Consider the following 16,029-nt stretch of genomic DNA (forward strand, 5'->3'; position numbering starts at 1 on the left):
AAAGAATTACATTAAAGAACGATTTTTATTTTTTGGTGCTAAAAAAGATATTTGTATAGGCTTAAAATCATAACTATACGTTTTGTCGCAGCGTAAGTTATTGATATATATGTATTAGTTATAAATATTCAAAATTGAATATTTTTTATCTAGTTTTTGTGTTAAAAATAGCCATACGTTTTGTCGCAATGTAACTAATTGAAATAAAACAAAATATTTAAAAAGGAAAAACATTTATTTTTCTTATACTACTACAGGGGTATAAAGTAATTTTACTGATTTTTAATAAATATATTCTTTGGAAACAATAATTTATAAACCCACTTAATAACTATACTTGATAAATATACTTGTATAGTTATAATGATTTTAAAAGAGATAGCGGATTTACAAAAAAATGCAGAAAATTATTGGCTCACAAGGCTTAGAGGACTATACACAATCTAATACAAGGGCAAAATTGACCGATTTAGTTGTGACCCGCAATGATTTTCCTACTGCCAGATATAGCATTGATCTCAATCTTGAGAAGCTTATGTACTGTGCAATGATCATCGTGAGAAAGAATGAGCTTAAAAATAATACATCAATTACTCATGACGACTTCATTTATGTGAGCAGCGAAAACTTTGGAGAATTGACTTCCCCAATGGCCAGAAAGGAAGTGCTTACAGCAACAGATAAACGTGAAATTCAGAGAAATGCTGAAACTGCTTTAAAACGTATTTATACAAAATTTGATAACCCAACTATGTTGGTTAAAGATGGGGAATCTGACGAACCTGCTAAAGTTCCAATGATGACTTATTGCCATTATGACAAAGCAACTAAATGTATTAAGGTTAGATTCGCAAAAGAATTTTTTGAGTATTTCTATGATCTAGTTAAGAAAGTAGATGAAAAAACTAAGTCATTTAGTAGCCATGAACTGAAGCATATTATCTTATTTAATTCGAGCTATTCCCTTCGTTTATATCGGATCTTAATGAGCTATATGTGGCGTACATCAGAGGTCACTATTGATCTGGAAGAATTAAGATGGATGCTTGAATGTGAGGATAAATATAAAGAGTTGGCCAATTTTAAAAGCCGTGTTTTGAATGTGGCTCAGGATGAAATTAACGAACTTAGCAATATTAATGTCAGTTTTGAGAACGTAAAAAACGGAAAGGAAGTAATTGCTATTAAGTTTATTTTTAGCTTGAAAACTGAATATAAAGAGCAAGGACACATCAAATTTATAGATAAAATGAAAAAGGGCTATCTGGCTGCTGCAATTCCATTTAGTGATGATGGATCACACTTTAAAGCACCTGATCGTATTAAGCATTTCAAACCACCAGTAAAGGTATCTCCAAAACAAATCAGCACCTTAGTAAATTGCAAAGAATTTTTACTGGATTACGGATATTTCTTAGGTAATTTAGATGAGGATACTTCTAAGGTAATCATGAGAACTCTATTAACTGAAAAGTTAGATAAGCTTAATGCTCATAAGCCGATAGATATGGATTATTACTTCTGGTTACAGGCAAAACGAGGGATTATTACCAATAGCAATAATGATAAGAAGAACGATCAGGACACGGACGATCAGGATTAATATCTAAAAAGCATACCCACCATATTGTCTTAAACAGACTTCGCTAATTTAAGACAATATGGTGGTTCAATTTAAAACCTTCAAAAATTCTTATTAATCTATATAAAAAGTATCTTTTCTATTCGCATCCAAATAGTAAAATTTAATAATTAGCTAATTGATACCTTAGTCATGACTAAAAGTGTATGTTTAGCCTAAGTGGAATATTTTGCCATTTTTTTAGAATTTCAATTTACACCCATATAATAAAAACAATAACTTAATATTTCCCAGGATTTGGCCAAACCTGTAATATTTTGCCAATAAATCTAGCTAATTAGTTTTTAAGTATTTAGTTTTTGTCTTAGTTACCTCCTACATTTTTTAGTTTTCTATGCTATCTGGTCGCCACCCATGCGGGCTGGCTTTAGGTATCTCGTTTTAGATCAAATGGGAGCAGTTGCGGTGCTGCGGTCAGCTCGACAAAATCACAGATTTTGTCGGCTTCGCTTGCCCCTTGCAACGGTAATCAGGGAAAGGAAAATTTAACTGATTGCGTCAGTTCGCAAAGTAGACACTTTGCTCTGATATACCTTCTAGGGATCTTAACTAAACATTGTTTTAATTCTTAGTCATGACTAAGGGAAAACGATTGTTCATCTTGTTTGTTTTAAGCTCATTTTGGCGTGTTTGTGGGTTTAATGTGGGGTAGCTAGACGTAGGGTGAAAAAAGGCTATCAGCAGCCAAAGAAACGCAAATATAAGCATTAGAAAAGCAGACCAAACAGAATACCTAACTAACTATTTTCTATAAATTTATATTATTTAAAAAAATTAGTCATGACTAATTTTTTGCTTGAATGTCCACAGGTGGACTGATATAATGATTTTATCAGGACGCATCGGGCGACCTGAAATTAAACAGGTATTTAAACATGAAACATTTTTCATCAGTTACATCATTAGACGAGTTAAAACTTCAGTACAAAAAATTAGCTTTTAAAAATCATCCTGATCGTGGCGGTAAAACCGAAGTTATGCAGGAGATTAACAGCGAGTATGAACAGCTTTTAAATCGCATTATTAATGAAGCTTCAAAAGATCAGTATCAAGATAGTTCCGAAAATGGGCGTGGTTTCTGGTCAAGCCGTTCAGAACATTCTGAAGTTGAGAAAAAAGTAAAACAGGCTATTGATGCCATTATTAATCTGGATGATTTAGATATTGAAATTATTGGTGTTTGGGTTTGGGTTTCTGGTGATACTAAGCAGCACAAAGACAAATTAAAAGAAGCGGGTTTTGTCTGGAATCGAGTGCAATGTAAATGGGTTTTCATTGGTAAAAAATCAAATGGTCGAGGCAGAATGACTTTAGATCAAATGCGAGAGTTACACGGCAGCCAGAAAGTTAAAAAAACCAGAAAGGCAGAAGAAAGACAACTTTTAACCGCTTAATGAATAAGTCCCCGAAAGGGGGCTTTTTTTTATCAATTTTCTTAGTCATGACTAAGTTTTGCTTGAATGTCCACAGGTGGACTGGTATAATGATTTTATCAGGACGCATCGGGCGACCTGAAATAAAACAGGTATTAATTATGCGAGCTTCAGTAGTAGCAATATTTACAAACTATCCTACAGGTAAACTGGTTCATTTTTGCGGTCATGAGGTTTTAACTGGATCTAACTATAATATCTGGTTTCCAATCTTTGATGAAAAAACACTATTCCAAGAAATTGAAAAAATCATGATTAATTGCCGAGTAGCCCACAATGTTACTCATATTGAAAGAATCAGAAGGGGCGACAATGAAAACGGTTATTTTGAAGATTATAGAATCACTTATAACTTAGCTGTTTAAGGTAAACCTCCCATAATGGGAGGTTTTTTATTGCGGGCGATTTTTTTGGTTTTTAGCTTGTCTAAAAAACATAAAAAATTGTCTATCTGTTCTGCTTTATATACGCTTATTTTGGCCTGTTTAGGTCGGTGCTTGGATAATCTAGCTTCATATATAAAAAAGGCTGTCAGCAGACTAAGAATCGCAAATAAGAGCATCTGAAAAGCGGTTTAGCCAGGTATTAAAACGGATATTTTTCTACTCAATTTTCCCTATAAAAAATTAGTCATGACTAAGTTTTTGCTTGAATGTCCACAGGTGGACTGATATAATGATTTTATCAGGACGCATCGGGCGACCTGAAATAAAACAGGTTAAAAATCATGGAACAATACATTTCAGTTTACACACGTCAGCAAGCCATTGAAGATGGTTTTTTAGTTGCAATCAATTCTCTTAGTTCTAAATTAGATGGACTGGCAAAAGAACATTATAAGCATCCTATCTGTTTCACTTCTGCGCTTTGGGCGGTAGTTGATAAGGCGGTAAAAAATGAAAAATGGCTTAATGACTTAGAGGGTGTTATTCATGACATTTTATGGATGAGCCGAGCATATAAGACACACCTAAGCCCTAGTGCGGTACGTTTTACTGTGATTATCACAGGCGCAGGTCGCAAGAGAAATCATATTTTAGAATTGCACGTTCATGGTGGAGATCAAGGAGAGCCAGTCATAACAATCGGTTATCCTGAAGATTTTTAATTTACGTCCTCCCTTTATGGGAGGATTTTTTTATGATAAAAAACTTAGTCATGACTAAGAAAATGCTTGCAATGTCCACAGGTGGACGTTAGAATATACAGCATAAGGACGCAATAGGGCGACCCTTAATAAGCCATTAAACTAGGTGAAATATGAAAAAAGTTGTTGCTTCAAATCAAAAGGGCGGTGTGGGTAAATCTGCAATCATTTGCCAGTATGCACACTATTTAAATTCTTTGGGCTTGCGTGTATTAGTCATTGATCTAGACCACCAGAAGAACACTACAAAAGCATTGATTACTGGCGGGGCTGTGACTGTAGCTAATGTATCTGCATTCGACATGCTGACCAAAGAAGATCAAACTATTTCAAACCCTGAAGCCTTTACTTTGGTACAAGCAACACCAGAATTAACAGCTATTGAAAAAAATGGCACTTTGCATAACAACTTTGCCACCAATTACCAGAAGTTTTTAAAATCAGTTGATTCTTTATTTGATGTTTGCCTGATTGATACCAATCCAAATCCCGACATTCGCCAAGTAGCTTCATTAATTGTTAGTGACTATGTTTTAAGTCCAATTCAATTGAATCAGGAAGCTATTGACGGCATCGGTGGATTACTCAAGCAGATCCAAGCGATTAATCAAAAGCTAAACCCAAATTTAAAATTAATCGGCATCCTTCCGAATATTGTTGAACCAACTCCATTTCAGAAAGACAACCTAAAAGCTATTGTTCAGCATTTTTCAAAGTACCTGATCAAAAACTCAGACGGTAGCTATGCCTTCGTTAAAAAAACGACTGCAATCGCTGAAGCGCAAGCGCAAGGCATACCTACAAATAAATTGGGTAAAACTAGCGGTTTTACCGCATGGGCTGAATTAAAAACAGTTTTTGAAAGCATTAACAAGTTTATGGAGATTTAAGGAATGTTAGATTTATCAGCTTTGGAAGGTATTGATCTAGGTAATTCTGCACCAGTAGCAGACGGAACACCTAAACAGATTCCACTTACAGATATTCTTGAAGATCCAGATCAGCCGCGTGTTGAGTTTCCAGAAGATCAGATGCAAAAAATGGTCGAATCAATCAAGGCTCGTGGAGTTAAAACACCAATTAGTGTTAAACCCCACCCAACAGAACAAGGCAAGTGGATCATCAATTATGGAGCTAGACGTTTTAGAGCTTCAGTGATGGCTGGCAAGGAAACTATCCCTGCTTTTGTTGATAATGATCATGATGATTATGATCAAGTCATGGAGAATAAAGAACGCCTTAACCATTCACCTATTGAGCTTGCACTTTTCATCCAAAAGAAAATTAAGCAAGGTGAGAAGAAAAACGTAATCGCTAAAAAGTTAAATGAAGATCCTGTTTTCATTTCTACTCACTTAGCTTTAGTAGATATGCCAGAATGCTTATCTAAGGCTTATGATGCAGGTTTTAAATCTCCAAAGACTTTGTATGACTTACGCAAACTTTGGGAATCCTTCCCTGAAGAAGTAAACGCTTGGGTGGATGAATCTTTAGAGAATGGTCAGGACATTATCAGATCTAGAGTTCAGGCTTTATCTAAAAAGTTAAAAGAACCTAAGCAAGCTGAAGCGACTGAAGTAGATCAAGAACCACAGGCGCAAGAAAGCCAAGAGCAAACCGCCATTATTGATGATAATGAATCTTTCAATTTTGAGGGGGATGATCAAGCTGAAGCGACAGAAGAACCAGAAGAACCAGAAGTTAAAAAACTGATGGATCAATCGAATCAGAAAGAGCAGCCAGAAGCTAAAGAAGAAGATCCAGACAAAATCAAAAAACCGCTTTTAGTTGTTATTCATGACGGCCGACAAGCGAACCTGATGCTAAATAAAAAGCCTACTTCTTTAGGTTTTGCATGGATCAAATACGAAGATGGAACAGAGGTATCTGTAGATTGCAGCAGACTTGAAATCGAGTATTTACAAGAAGCCTAAACCTATCAATGGAAAAAGACCTTGCTTATGCAAGGTTTTTTTTGGGCGGGTTATCCCGACCACCTAGCTAGATTACCCTTAGTCATGACTAAGGAGAAAAGAGGGAAAAAAGAAGGTATATAATCTAGGGCGGGTTATCCCGACCACCTAGCTAGATTACCCTTAGTCATGACTAAGGAGAAAAGAGGGAAAAAAGAAGGTATATAATCTAGGGCAGGATAGGCAGCAGCCGTTAAAAACCTTAATTTGTGTCACAAATAAAGGTTATACTATTCTTTCAGAATAGCTATCGAAAATATTAGTTTCGATAAAGGTACTGGAATCATGACGAAATCAAACTTGGATCAAGTTTTAAAATTTAGGGTTAGCAATGCCGTTTATGATTGGTGGCAAGCTAAGTGTGAGAAGCAAGGAATCAAGAAAGGTGAGCCTTTCCAGAAGGCTTTAGAAAACGCCTATAAAAAAGAAAATGATCCTAATTATTCAGGACAAGATTTTTCATTGAATCTGGAAAAGGACTTAACCGAAAAAATCTATCAGTTAGCTAAGTTTGAAGAAGTAGATCCAGACGACTTGATCAAAAAAATGATCAAGGAAAAGTTATCTGAAATAGAAAAAACGCAAGACGTTATAGATGTATTTGAAAAAACATCACGCAAAGAATTAAGGCTTAAACCAAGTTTGATGAAAGCCATTAATGAGAAAGCAGCACAGATCGGCATGAAACCGAATCAATATATCATTTCGGTTTTAACAGCTAATGTCACAAAAGATTCAATATTCTTTAGCCAGGAAGAAGCTCTTAAACTTGGCGAATCAAATAGTCAGCTTTTGGCGATTGGTAGAAACCTAAACCAAATGGCTAAGAATATGAATCAGGGTATTTATGAATCTTACGATAGAGAATTTGTCGAGCGAGTACATCAGCTAGTAAAAGCTCAAGTTAGGCATGTTTTCACTCTATTAGAGCGCAATAAAAAGAGGTGGGAATAATGGCTAACGGAAGCAGTAAGACTACCAGAGAAGTGCAAAGCACTTTGCTTGCTCATGGTGAGCAGCTACTTAACGGATCTAAAGTTAAGCGTGTTAATCAGACCCAAAGTTTAGATACTTTTTTAAATGATCTGTCTAAGCCTAAAAATGGATCTGGCCATTCAGCTAAATCAGCCCCTAAATCATCTCCAAATAGCGTTAAGGCAACTTTAAATAGAATCAGTAAAAAGACCCCTGAAGTAATGGTCAAGGTTACTGGTGGAGGTAATTCTATGGGGAAGGTGAAAGCCCACATGGGATATATCACACGGAATGGGCAATTAGAGGGAATTGATCAGGACGGAAATAAAGTTAATGGTAAGGATGATATAGAAGATACTGCTGAAGATTGGCAAATGTCAGGTACACCTATTTCTGATGAAGAATCTAAATATAAGCAGGCTTTTAATATTGTGTTATCTATGCCGAAAGGTACGGATGAAAAAGGCGTTTATGATGCTGCAAAAGAATTTGCAGAGGAACATTTTAAAGACCATAAATATATGATGGTGCAGCATACCTTTACCAATGACCCTTCAAAAGATCCAAGTGAAAACCCGCATGTGCATGTTGTTGTTAAAGCTGTTTCTGAAAAAGGTGATCGGTTAAATATCAGGAAGGCTGATCTTCAGGAATGGCGAGAAAGTTTTGCTGAAAAATTAAGATCCAGAGGGATTGAAGCGAATGCGACAAAACGTATAGCTAGGCTTCAAAAAAATAGAAGTGATAAGCAGTCAGTTAAACAAATGAAAGAGCAGGGCAAATCGTTTAAGCGATATGGTAAAAATAAGGCAAGTCCAGAACGTGTCCAGAAAGCTAAACAGCAAGAAAAAGAAGCATTGACGCATTACAAGGAAATTACTAAAGCTCTATCACAGTCACCAGATCCGCAAGATAGAAAACTAGCAGTTGATCTAGTGGACTATTTACGGAAACAGGTAGAAGTGAAAAAACCAACGCCACAGCCACAGATTCAACCTAATAAGCTAGATCTTCAACACGGAAAGAACAAGGGGAAAGAGCAAGACCGTTAATAATATAAGGGAAGGATAAGGCGCAATACTGTGCTTTAGTGCCCTTTAAAAATCCTTAATTTTCTGAGCGGGCATACCTAATTTAAACATCCTATTAAGCTCAAAAATTGCATATTTTAAATCTTTTTCAGGTATATGCTTAACATCAAAATATTCAATTTGGCCAAATCTCGCTTTATATAATGCAATTCGTTCTATTCTGTGTCGTTGCATCTGCACTGTTGACGACATAATTCGATCCATTAAATAGAATAAGTAATACGATGTGATCTGCATACTGTCTTTAATCATAAAACCATGATTTTTTGTACTTTTATAGTCATATAGTGTTTCATCAATACAAATATCTGCATCTATCCCCCCTAGTGCAACACGGATATTTGCAGAATATCTGGGATTGTATGTGATCAGACTATCAGGCTTAATAAGACCATTCTTAATGAATACATTATCAAAATTTTTGACTAGGGAAGATATATCTTCGTAAACCACGTTCTCCGTTGGTTTTAGTATGTCTTTCTTTGTTGCTACTGGTAGAAATCCAGATCGCCATAGATTTTCTAATTTAGCCAAAAGAATAATTCCACCAATAAATTCTTCATTTAGTTCTAAATCGTTTGATTTATTAGCTAGTAGAAAATCTATGTGATTTTGAATTTTTTTATACAATACCAAAATGCTTTTATTTTTAGTTTCCTCTAGAAAGCTGATAATTTTAGGTTGCTCAAATTCCTTAGCACTCAATTCAGTATTCGTGTAGTACGCACAAATTATTTTAGATAAGTAGTCAAATGCTGTACCAACCAAGCCTGAATCATAACTACTCGTTAATTTATGTTCACTCATAACTTCATAATTAGTAAAAGGAGGAATACCACTGTAAGTTTTGAAATCTTTTTTTTGGGGTGCGACACTTTTTATAATTTCTTTTACTTCCTTGCACTTAGGATCTGAAGATTTCAGTATCGACATTAAAGACATATTTTATACTCTTTATCCATATAGTTACTATTCAAACAATTTTAAAGATACTAAAGACTAGATTGAAAAATCTAAGTTTTTATTCTTTCTAATGCAAATTGAATCTTTTCTTTGGGGCAGTACTGCTTTTGGGAAAATTTTTCCATTACAGCCGACCCAATAATTTTTTTATCTGCATTAAAGAAAAATATCTCTAACTCATAAGGTACATTGACCATATTAAAACAGGTATAAATCGGCTTTTTCCACGTAAAAACTAAAGGCTTTAATAAAGGATTTTCTTTAAAACCTATTTCTTGATCATGTTCCCTATATAGGTATAGAGCCGTTAATTTTTTTCCATTAAAGCTAAACGTCTTTACCTCTCCATCTTGATCAAAGTAAGGGTTATAAACCTGTTTAAAGGCCATAACAGACACTACTATTAAAAGAGCTATAAACGCTGCATATTTTAATTTCAATTCCTGTTATTCCTTTTAGCCAGGTGGCAAGTCACATGCAAAAAAATTATCTTAGTCATGACTAATTATTTAACACTCATAAGTTGATCCCATTTAAAGTAATTGGGAGACAGCTTATTACGTGACATATTCCAATTTCTATCAGGTAGCATACTGGCACCTAATCCTATTTTTCTCTTGCCAAATTTATTCTGTATATCATCGAGTGAATCCATAAGTTTATTACTTGATTCTATCTTGTTCATGTCCGTGAATAGGTCATAAATATGAGTAGCTTTAGGTTCAAGACAAGTGAGGATAACTCCACATTTTTTAAATCCAATATTCTTCTGGTATAGCTGATCAACTATTGAGGTAGCAATTTTAGAAAGTAATAAACTATTGTCTGATGGATCGGGTAAAGCGTAAGACAAAGATTTAGTATAAAAAGGCTCAGAATTATCAAATGGATTAGATTGAACAAAACTAATAATACAGCCACATAGTAAATTTTCACTTCTTAAACGGCTTACGGCATCTTGAACATAAAGCGTAATCGCTTCTTTAAGATCCTCACAGCTATAAACTTTCTGGCCAAAGGAACGGCTTGCTATTATTTGTTTTTTTGCTTTAGGACTTTGCTCAATTTCAATGCAAGAAATTCCCTGTAATTCTAATAATGTTCTGTGCATGACTACAGAGAATTGATCTCTAATCATTAAGGGGGAAGCACAGACAAAATCGAGAACAGTATTAATGCTTAGGCTATTCAGCTTTTTAGTATGATTTCTACCAATACCCCATACTTCACTAACTTCTATAGACTGATATAAGCTCTCAATCGAACAATAGTCCATTGAAACAAGGTTACATACACCTTTTAAATAACTATTCTTTTTAGCGATATGATTAGCCATTTTTGCTTCTGTTTTAGTCCGACCAATTCCAATACAGGCCGGCAAACCTAGCCAACGTGTGAGCCGATCCAGAATTAAATGAGCATAAGCAGTTAGATCATAATTTGAAGCATAAGCAGTTAGATCTAAAAAGCATTCATCAATCGAATAAATTTCTTGTTCTTGAGGTGTAACAAATTCAGCTAGGACTTTTATAAATCTACGGGACATTTCCGCATATAGAGCATAATTACTCGAAAGGACTGTAATGTTGTGCTGCTCTACAAGATCCTTGAGTTGAAAAAAAGGTACACCCATCTTTATGCCTAAGTCTTTAGCTTCTTGTGAACGAGCCACAGCACAACCGTCATTATTAGATAATACGATTACTGGCTTATTATTCAGGCTTGGATTAAAGATACGTTCACAACTTACATAACAGTTATTAATGTCTACCAAAGCAAAGATCTTATTTTGATTTTCCATGTAGATTAGACCAATAGGATTAGATTATTTATGTTTCCTAAATGGCTTAATGACAAAGGTCACTACACCCCATATTAATAATTCTTGGCAATCATTAAGGTGAATATCGTCATAATCTGGATTTTCAGCTTTAAGCCAACACTTATCCCCTTCAATCATTAACCGCTTAACGGTGAACTCATTGTCAATTAAGGCAATGACAATATCTTCATGTTTAGCTTCAAGACTACGATCTACTAAAAGCTCGTCATCAATTTCAATGCCTGCGTCACGCATGGAAAGAGAAGCTACTTTGACAACAAATGTGGCAGCTTCATTTTTAACAAGGTGCTCATTCATGTCTAAAGTTTTATCAATGTAATCTTGAGCGGGAGAAGGGAAACCAGCAGCTACTTTTTCTGAAGCTAAAGGAATACGCTTAAAGGTTGAAGGATTAATTAAGGTGATAGTAGCTACATCATTTAAGGTAGTCTTTTTATGATTCGCTAAAAACTTCTTAATTTCTACAATACGTGATACTGGTACACGCATAGTCTTAGTGGGTTCATTGTAAATGGTCTTTCTTCCTGCACCTTCCCTATAACCACCTTTTCTATTTTCATTCATAAAAGCTCCTTTGATTTTGTGACAAAATCAAATAGTAAACTTTAACCTAATTGAAATACAAGATATTAATGCAAAATTAATAACTACTTGGACACCTATTCTTATTTCATGTGGCTATTTTTTCATCTTTAATATTAAATAAGACTATACAAAATTATGGAACATGGATAATCATAAAAAAAGCCCATCTATGGTTAGGTGGGCTAAAAGAAGAAAAATATAGCATTGATTTCTAAAGATAATTAGAACTAATTTCGCATAACGTGTATTATGTTAATTTTAGGAAATCTTAAGTTTAGTCTTAACATCATTAACACATTCTTCAATTTCTTTAATTAGAGTGACAGTCAGTTGAATCTGTGAATAAAGTTGAATATAAGCATCTTTCACGTTTGCTATTTCTGTTATTTTATATGGCTCTTCTGCACTAACTAACAGACTGATTACACTTTCCATTTCTTTTCTATTAGCTATTGGAGCCAATACATGTTCTCTAGAATCTAAGTCATTAAAAACTGCTAAAAATTTTATAACTTTATCCATCAAATCTTTGTCAAAACTCAAATAACCTAATTTCAAAAAATCTTCTAAATTTTGCTTCAACCTATCATGAATAGGATAAAAGACCTCAATGCTTGATTTATAAAAGCTATATTTTCTTAAAAAGCTTGGCTTATACATATCTCTAAAATCATTTAGTTTGAAGTCAAGCGTCATTACCTTTTCAACTTTTGTTGATGGGCTACGTTGATCTTGTGGAGTAACAAGACAGTAAGTTATAGAAATAAAATCCCTAAAGTTCTGAAAAAGGATCGGGGTAATATTTAAAAACCTTCTTATTTCTTCTTTCTTTTGATCTTCTTCAAATCGTATCTGATCCCTTTTTTGAGTAATCAATGAAACTCTATAAGCTAATGAGTTTAAGAAAAGTCCTGTAAGTAAAATTCCATTGAAAGCTAGAGCTATTACAAGAAAACGAGTAGTTTGATTAGCTGGAGTAATGTCACCATACCCTAGGGTTGTTATGGTGGTAAAACTAAAATACAAAGATGTTAAAAAACTTGTTAACTCTACTTTATCTAAAGAACTAGACAATTCAAAGCACGGTAAATAGTAAATTAAAAAAGCTGCAAGAAAAGTACCTAAGAAATAAAAGATTGCAAAAACTAAAGGATTTAACCCACCTAAATATTGAAGTATTTTTTCCATTTAATCATAGTCATACGTAAGTTTTTCTATATAACTATCATAAAAAAATCATTTATCCCAATGTTATTTTTTCGCTAGATAATTCGCCATTTAACATAATGGCGATTATACGAAATAAAAAAACCTAGGCACTGGCCTAGGTTTTAAATTTAAAAAAACAAATAAAAATCAGTGTAATAAACTCAATTTTAGCGTTTCGTATAAGGTGTATTATGTTAATTTTAGAAAGACTTACCTAATTACTGTAACCCTGCAAGCACTAGTTTTGCTTGTGCATTCCCATTATCTGCTGCTTTTTTAAACCACTTTAAAGCTTGTGTACGATTTTTTGGTAAACCATTTCGACCATATAGATAATTATTACCAATATTAAATTGGGCCATTGCATCACCATTATCTGCTGCTTTTAGATACCATTCGTTTGCCAAGATTGTATTTTTGCTTGTGCCTTTACCCGTTTCATACATTACTGCTAGGTTATATTGCGCATCTACATGCCCCTGTGCTGCAGACTTGCTATACCATTCAAACGCCTTAACATCACTTTGGGCGACACCTCGACCTTTGTCATACATTATTCCAAGACCATATTGCGCTGCCGCCATTCCCCTTTTTGCTTCAGACTTACTGAACCATTCAAACGCCTTAACATCACTCTGGGCGACACCTCGACCATCGTAATACATCATGGCTAAGTCATATTGTGCTAGCGCATTCCCTTGTGCTGCAGACTTACTAAACCATTCAAATGCCTTAACATCACTTTGGGCGACACCTCGACCACTGTCATACAGTATTGCCAGATAATATTGCGCCATTACATACCCCTGTGCTGCAGACTTACTAAACCATTCAAACGCCTTAACATCACTCTGGGCGACACCTCGACCATCGTAATACATCATTGCAAGACTATATTGCGCATTAACATTCCCCTGTACTGCAGATTTGCTGAACCATTCACATGCCTTAACATCATTCTGGGTAACACCTAGACCATCGTAATACATCGCTGCTAGGTTATTTTGTGCCTTAGCATTCCCCTGTACTGCAGATTTGCTGAACCATTCAAACGCCTTAACATCACTTTGGGCGACACCATCACCATTTAAATACATTCCTGCTAAACTGAATTGCGCATTAGCATTCCCTTGGGCCGCAGATTTGCTGAAGAATTCAAATGCCTTCTCATAACTCTGAGCGACACCTTGGCCCTTGTCATACATCTCTCCAAGGTTATATTGCACATCTGCATTCCCTTGGGCAGCAGCATCTAATAAATCATTAAAGTGAGAAGACTGAGCAAAAGAGACACTCGATACAATGCTGAAGAAAAATGGTAAAAACAGACTTTTTTTAAAGTTCATAATTTAAGTTTGATTAGAATAAAACTCATTCTAATCAATATTTCTTTAAGTTAATCAAATTTATTCATCCAATAATTATAGGGTTGAAAAGGATATTTAATGATAGGTTTATACAACAAAGCCAATCTTATATAGAACTATCTTCAAGGTTGATCTAAGAGTTTTTATATTGTTTAAAAAATATCTATCTTATATGCTCAAAATTTGAAGTTATACATACACTAAATATATGGAAGTTTTAATTGTTTTAACTGTTTTAATTATTACTGTAATTCTAATCAGTCTTCACGGGTGGGACGTAAGTAAAAAAATATATAAAAACTACTATGAAAGTTGGGAAACAGTATTCATGATTTGCTTATTGATCGTATATTTAATGCTACTTTTGTTTTGTTTGGCTTATATTGCCGATATCTTAGTCAAGTATTATTACTTCATAAAAATTAAAAATAATCCTCCTTGGCCGTTAGGTTAAGGCTCGATTCATGGGCCTTTTGATCATCTGCTTAACATAAAATCTCTTATTCGCAATTTTGAAAACTGAAATTTTCCACCATTTCACGCTCCATTTAACATAATGGGTGTTATACGAAATTGATGGGTGTTCGTATAGATTCCTTGCATATTGTATTCGATCGAATACAATATAGTGAGAAGAAAAGGAATCCTCATGATTGAAATTAAACGTCTGCCAGAATTTGATGAATGGTTGGATGGCATTAAAGACAATATGACCCGTATCCGCTTGAATCGTAGATTAGATAAGGTTCAACGTGGAAATTGGGGGGACATTAAGCCTCTCCAAGATGGCGTTTGGGAAATGAGAGAGTTCTTCGGTGCTGGATGGAGAATGTATTACATCCAACATGGTGACGTAGTGATTGTAATGCTTGGTGGAGGAGATAAATCGACTCAACAACAAGATATCGATCGTGCAGTCAAATTATCGAAAACATTGGAGGATTAAAATGGTTAAAGTCGCTGATTTACCAAGTTTTGATATGGCTGAGTCGCTCAAAACTGAAGAAGACATTGTGATGTATCTCAATATGGTTCTTGAAGAGAATGATCCTGCTGAATTAGCCCATGCACTTGGCGTTATTGCTAAAGCTCGTGGCATGACTCAAATCGCCAAAGAAGCAGGGATTGGACGTGAGGCACTCTATAAAGCCCTACGTCAGGATTCAGCCCCGCGCTTTGATACAATTAATCGTGTTGTGAATGCTTTAGGCCTAAAACTCACAGTACAACACGCCTAAAACTTTAAAAACTCTAGTAAAAAGGGAGCCTTTAGCTCCCTTTTTTGACTTCGTATAACGCGTATTATGTTAATTTTAGAAAATCTTAATTGATAACGAAATTATATTTTATGGCAAAAGATCCATCTGATTTATTAACAATAGGAGAAATTGCAAAAAGATCCAATGTCTCTATTACAGCTATTCGTTTTTATGAGGCTAAAGGTCTTATCGAAAGTATTCGTACCAATGGTAATCAACGTAGATATATGAGACATATACTTCGAAAAATTGCCTTGATTAAAGTATCTCAGCAAGTTGGTATTTCACTTGCTGAAATTTTTGAAATTTTTGAAAAATTACCTAGAAATAGGATTCCTAATAGAGAAGATTGGGACTTAATTTCGTTAAGTTGGAAATCCCATCTTCAAAATAAGATTGATATTTTAAATAATTTACAAAACCAACTTGATGCGTGTATTGGCTGTGGCTGCTTATCTTTGAAGAATTGTCCGTTAAGAAATCCAGATGATCAATTTTCCGTAGATCCTGAAGCACATCCATATTGGGAGGAAAGTAAATAA

17 protein-coding genes are annotated in these 16,029 nt (G+C 34.7%); 11 read left to right on the forward strand and 6 right to left on the reverse strand.

The annotated features are described in order from the left end of the window. Positions 1 to 397: 397 nt before the first annotated feature. The 8 genes from E0H81_RS13855 to E0H81_RS13890 all read left to right on the forward strand — a co-directional run bounded on the left by E0H81_RS13855 (position 398) and on the right by E0H81_RS13890 (position 8,222). Complete coding sequence (locus E0H81_RS13855) at positions 398 to 1,603, forward strand: replication initiation protein (protein ID WP_131319716.1); 1,206 nt, start codon at positions 398 to 400, stop codon at positions 1,601 to 1,603. A 914-nt stretch (positions 1,604 to 2,517) separates the two neighbouring features. Next, positions 2,518 to 3,036, forward strand: a complete 519-nt coding sequence (locus E0H81_RS13860; RefSeq protein ID WP_131319718.1) for a molecular chaperone DnaJ — start codon at positions 2,518 to 2,520, stop codon at positions 3,034 to 3,036. 89 nt (positions 3,037 to 3,125) lie between these two features. Continuing rightward, positions 3,126 to 3,440 carry a hypothetical protein gene (locus E0H81_RS13865; RefSeq protein ID WP_131319720.1) on the forward strand — a complete coding sequence of 105 codons (315 nt, stop codon included), beginning with the start codon at positions 3,126 to 3,128 and terminating at the stop codon, positions 3,438 to 3,440. A gap of 362 nt (positions 3,441 to 3,802) precedes the next feature. Then, positions 3,803 to 4,183 (forward strand): DUF6573 family protein, encoded by a 381-nt coding sequence (locus E0H81_RS13870; protein ID WP_015060287.1) that lies wholly within the window; start codon positions 3,803 to 3,805, stop codon positions 4,181 to 4,183. Between the two features lie 152 nt (positions 4,184 to 4,335). Continuing rightward, complete coding sequence (locus E0H81_RS13875) at positions 4,336 to 5,112, forward strand: ParA family protein (protein WP_015060288.1); 777 nt, start codon at positions 4,336 to 4,338, stop codon at positions 5,110 to 5,112. A gap of 3 nt (positions 5,113 to 5,115) precedes the next feature. Further along, positions 5,116 to 6,156, forward strand: a complete 1,041-nt coding sequence (locus E0H81_RS13880; protein ID WP_131319722.1) for a ParB/RepB/Spo0J family partition protein — start codon at positions 5,116 to 5,118, stop codon at positions 6,154 to 6,156. 324 nt (positions 6,157 to 6,480) lie between these two features. Then, entirely contained in the window at positions 6,481 to 7,149 is a 669-nt protein-coding gene (locus E0H81_RS13885; RefSeq protein WP_015060290.1) for a plasmid mobilization relaxosome protein MobC, read from the forward strand. Continuing rightward, complete coding sequence (locus E0H81_RS13890) at positions 7,149 to 8,222, forward strand: relaxase/mobilization nuclease domain-containing protein (protein ID WP_104516576.1); 1,074 nt, start codon at positions 7,149 to 7,151, stop codon at positions 8,220 to 8,222. Before E0H81_RS13885 ends, E0H81_RS13890 begins: the two co-directional genes overlap by 1 nt. Before the next feature lie 45 nt (positions 8,223 to 8,267). Here the strand turns inward: E0H81_RS13890 and E0H81_RS13895 are convergent, their stop codons facing one another. From E0H81_RS13895 to E0H81_RS13920, 6 genes are all read right to left on the reverse strand, one after another. Beyond that, positions 8,268 to 9,203: a hypothetical protein gene (locus E0H81_RS13895; RefSeq protein ID WP_015060294.1), complete on the reverse strand. Its 936-nt coding sequence runs from the start codon at positions 9,201 to 9,203 to the stop codon at positions 8,268 to 8,270. Between the two features lie 71 nt (positions 9,204 to 9,274). Beyond that, the gene (locus E0H81_RS13900) at positions 9,275 to 9,613 is read right to left on the reverse strand and encodes a DUF192 domain-containing protein (RefSeq protein WP_131319753.1); all 339 of its coding nucleotides are present in this window, start codon (positions 9,611 to 9,613) and stop codon (positions 9,275 to 9,277) included. Between the two features lie 116 nt (positions 9,614 to 9,729). Continuing rightward, on the reverse strand, positions 9,730 to 11,025 hold the full coding sequence (locus E0H81_RS13905) for a Y-family DNA polymerase (protein ID WP_131319725.1): 1,296 nt from the start codon (positions 11,023 to 11,025) through the stop codon (positions 9,730 to 9,732). Positions 11,026 to 11,049: 24 nt separating this feature from the next. After that, positions 11,050 to 11,631, reverse strand: coding sequence for a LexA family protein (locus E0H81_RS13910; RefSeq protein WP_131319727.1), 582 nt, complete (start codon positions 11,629 to 11,631; stop codon positions 11,050 to 11,052). Positions 11,632 to 11,910: 279 nt separating this feature from the next. Continuing rightward, positions 11,911 to 12,840, reverse strand: a complete 930-nt coding sequence (locus tag E0H81_RS13915) for a potassium channel family protein (RefSeq protein ID WP_045900839.1) — start codon at positions 12,838 to 12,840, stop codon at positions 11,911 to 11,913. Positions 12,841 to 13,079: 239 nt separating this feature from the next. Then, on the reverse strand, positions 13,080 to 14,207 hold the full coding sequence (locus tag E0H81_RS13920; protein ID WP_131319729.1) for an SEL1-like repeat protein: 1,128 nt from the start codon (positions 14,205 to 14,207) through the stop codon (positions 13,080 to 13,082). A gap of 670 nt (positions 14,208 to 14,877) precedes the next feature. Between E0H81_RS13920 and E0H81_RS13925 the strand changes: the two genes are divergently transcribed. The 3 genes from E0H81_RS13925 (at position 14,878) to soxR (ending at position 16,029) form a co-directional block, all read left to right on the forward strand. Then, on the forward strand, positions 14,878 to 15,174 hold the full coding sequence (locus tag E0H81_RS13925) for a type II toxin-antitoxin system RelE/ParE family toxin (protein WP_005175534.1): 297 nt from the start codon (positions 14,878 to 14,880) through the stop codon (positions 15,172 to 15,174). Between the two features lies 1 nt (position 15,175). Beyond that, entirely contained in the window at positions 15,176 to 15,466 is a 291-nt protein-coding gene (locus E0H81_RS13930) for an addiction module antidote protein (RefSeq protein WP_004969304.1), read from the forward strand. Positions 15,467 to 15,576: 110 nt separating this feature from the next. After that, positions 15,577 to 16,029, forward strand: coding sequence for a redox-sensitive transcriptional activator SoxR (gene soxR, locus E0H81_RS13935; protein ID WP_131319731.1), 453 nt, complete (start codon positions 15,577 to 15,579; stop codon positions 16,027 to 16,029).

The sequence above is a fragment of the Acinetobacter terrestris genome (genome assembly GCF_004331155.1).
Lineage (GTDB): Bacteria > Pseudomonadota > Gammaproteobacteria > Pseudomonadales > Moraxellaceae > Acinetobacter > Acinetobacter terrestris.

Bases quoted from the DNA above. Each gene is read 5' to 3' on its own strand.
- E0H81_RS13855 (WP_131319716.1), top strand. From the start codon at position 398: ATGCAGAAAATTATTGGCTCACAAGGCTTAGAGGACTATACACAATCT.
- E0H81_RS13860 (WP_131319718.1), top strand. From the start codon at position 2,518: ATGAAACATTTTTCATCAGTTACATCATTAGACGAGTTAAAACTTCAG.
- E0H81_RS13865 (WP_131319720.1), top strand. From the start codon at position 3,126: ATGATTTTATCAGGACGCATCGGGCGACCTGAAATAAAACAGGTATTA.
- E0H81_RS13870 (WP_015060287.1), top strand. From the start codon at position 3,803: ATGGAACAATACATTTCAGTTTACACACGTCAGCAAGCCATTGAAGAT.
- E0H81_RS13875 (WP_015060288.1), top strand. From the start codon at position 4,336: ATGAAAAAAGTTGTTGCTTCAAATCAAAAGGGCGGTGTGGGTAAATCT.
- E0H81_RS13880 (WP_131319722.1), top strand. From the start codon at position 5,116: ATGTTAGATTTATCAGCTTTGGAAGGTATTGATCTAGGTAATTCTGCA.
- E0H81_RS13885 (WP_015060290.1), top strand. From the start codon at position 6,481: ATGACGAAATCAAACTTGGATCAAGTTTTAAAATTTAGGGTTAGCAAT.
- E0H81_RS13890 (WP_104516576.1), top strand. From the start codon at position 7,149: ATGGCTAACGGAAGCAGTAAGACTACCAGAGAAGTGCAAAGCACTTTG.
- E0H81_RS13895 (WP_015060294.1), bottom strand. From the start codon at position 9,203: ATGTCTTTAATGTCGATACTGAAATCTTCAGATCCTAAGTGCAAGGAA.
- E0H81_RS13900 (WP_131319753.1), bottom strand. From the start codon at position 9,613: ATGGCCTTTAAACAGGTTTATAACCCTTACTTTGATCAAGATGGAGAG.
- E0H81_RS13905 (WP_131319725.1), bottom strand. From the start codon at position 11,025: ATGGAAAATCAAAATAAGATCTTTGCTTTGGTAGACATTAATAACTGT.
- E0H81_RS13910 (WP_131319727.1), bottom strand. From the start codon at position 11,631: ATGAATGAAAATAGAAAAGGTGGTTATAGGGAAGGTGCAGGAAGAAAG.
- E0H81_RS13915 (WP_045900839.1), bottom strand. From the start codon at position 12,840: ATGGAAAAAATACTTCAATATTTAGGTGGGTTAAATCCTTTAGTTTTT.
- E0H81_RS13920 (WP_131319729.1), bottom strand. From the start codon at position 14,207: ATGAACTTTAAAAAAAGTCTGTTTTTACCATTTTTCTTCAGCATTGTA.
- E0H81_RS13925 (WP_005175534.1), top strand. From the start codon at position 14,878: ATGATTGAAATTAAACGTCTGCCAGAATTTGATGAATGGTTGGATGGC.
- E0H81_RS13930 (WP_004969304.1), top strand. From the start codon at position 15,176: ATGGTTAAAGTCGCTGATTTACCAAGTTTTGATATGGCTGAGTCGCTC.
- soxR (WP_131319731.1), top strand. From the start codon at position 15,577: ATGGCAAAAGATCCATCTGATTTATTAACAATAGGAGAAATTGCAAAA.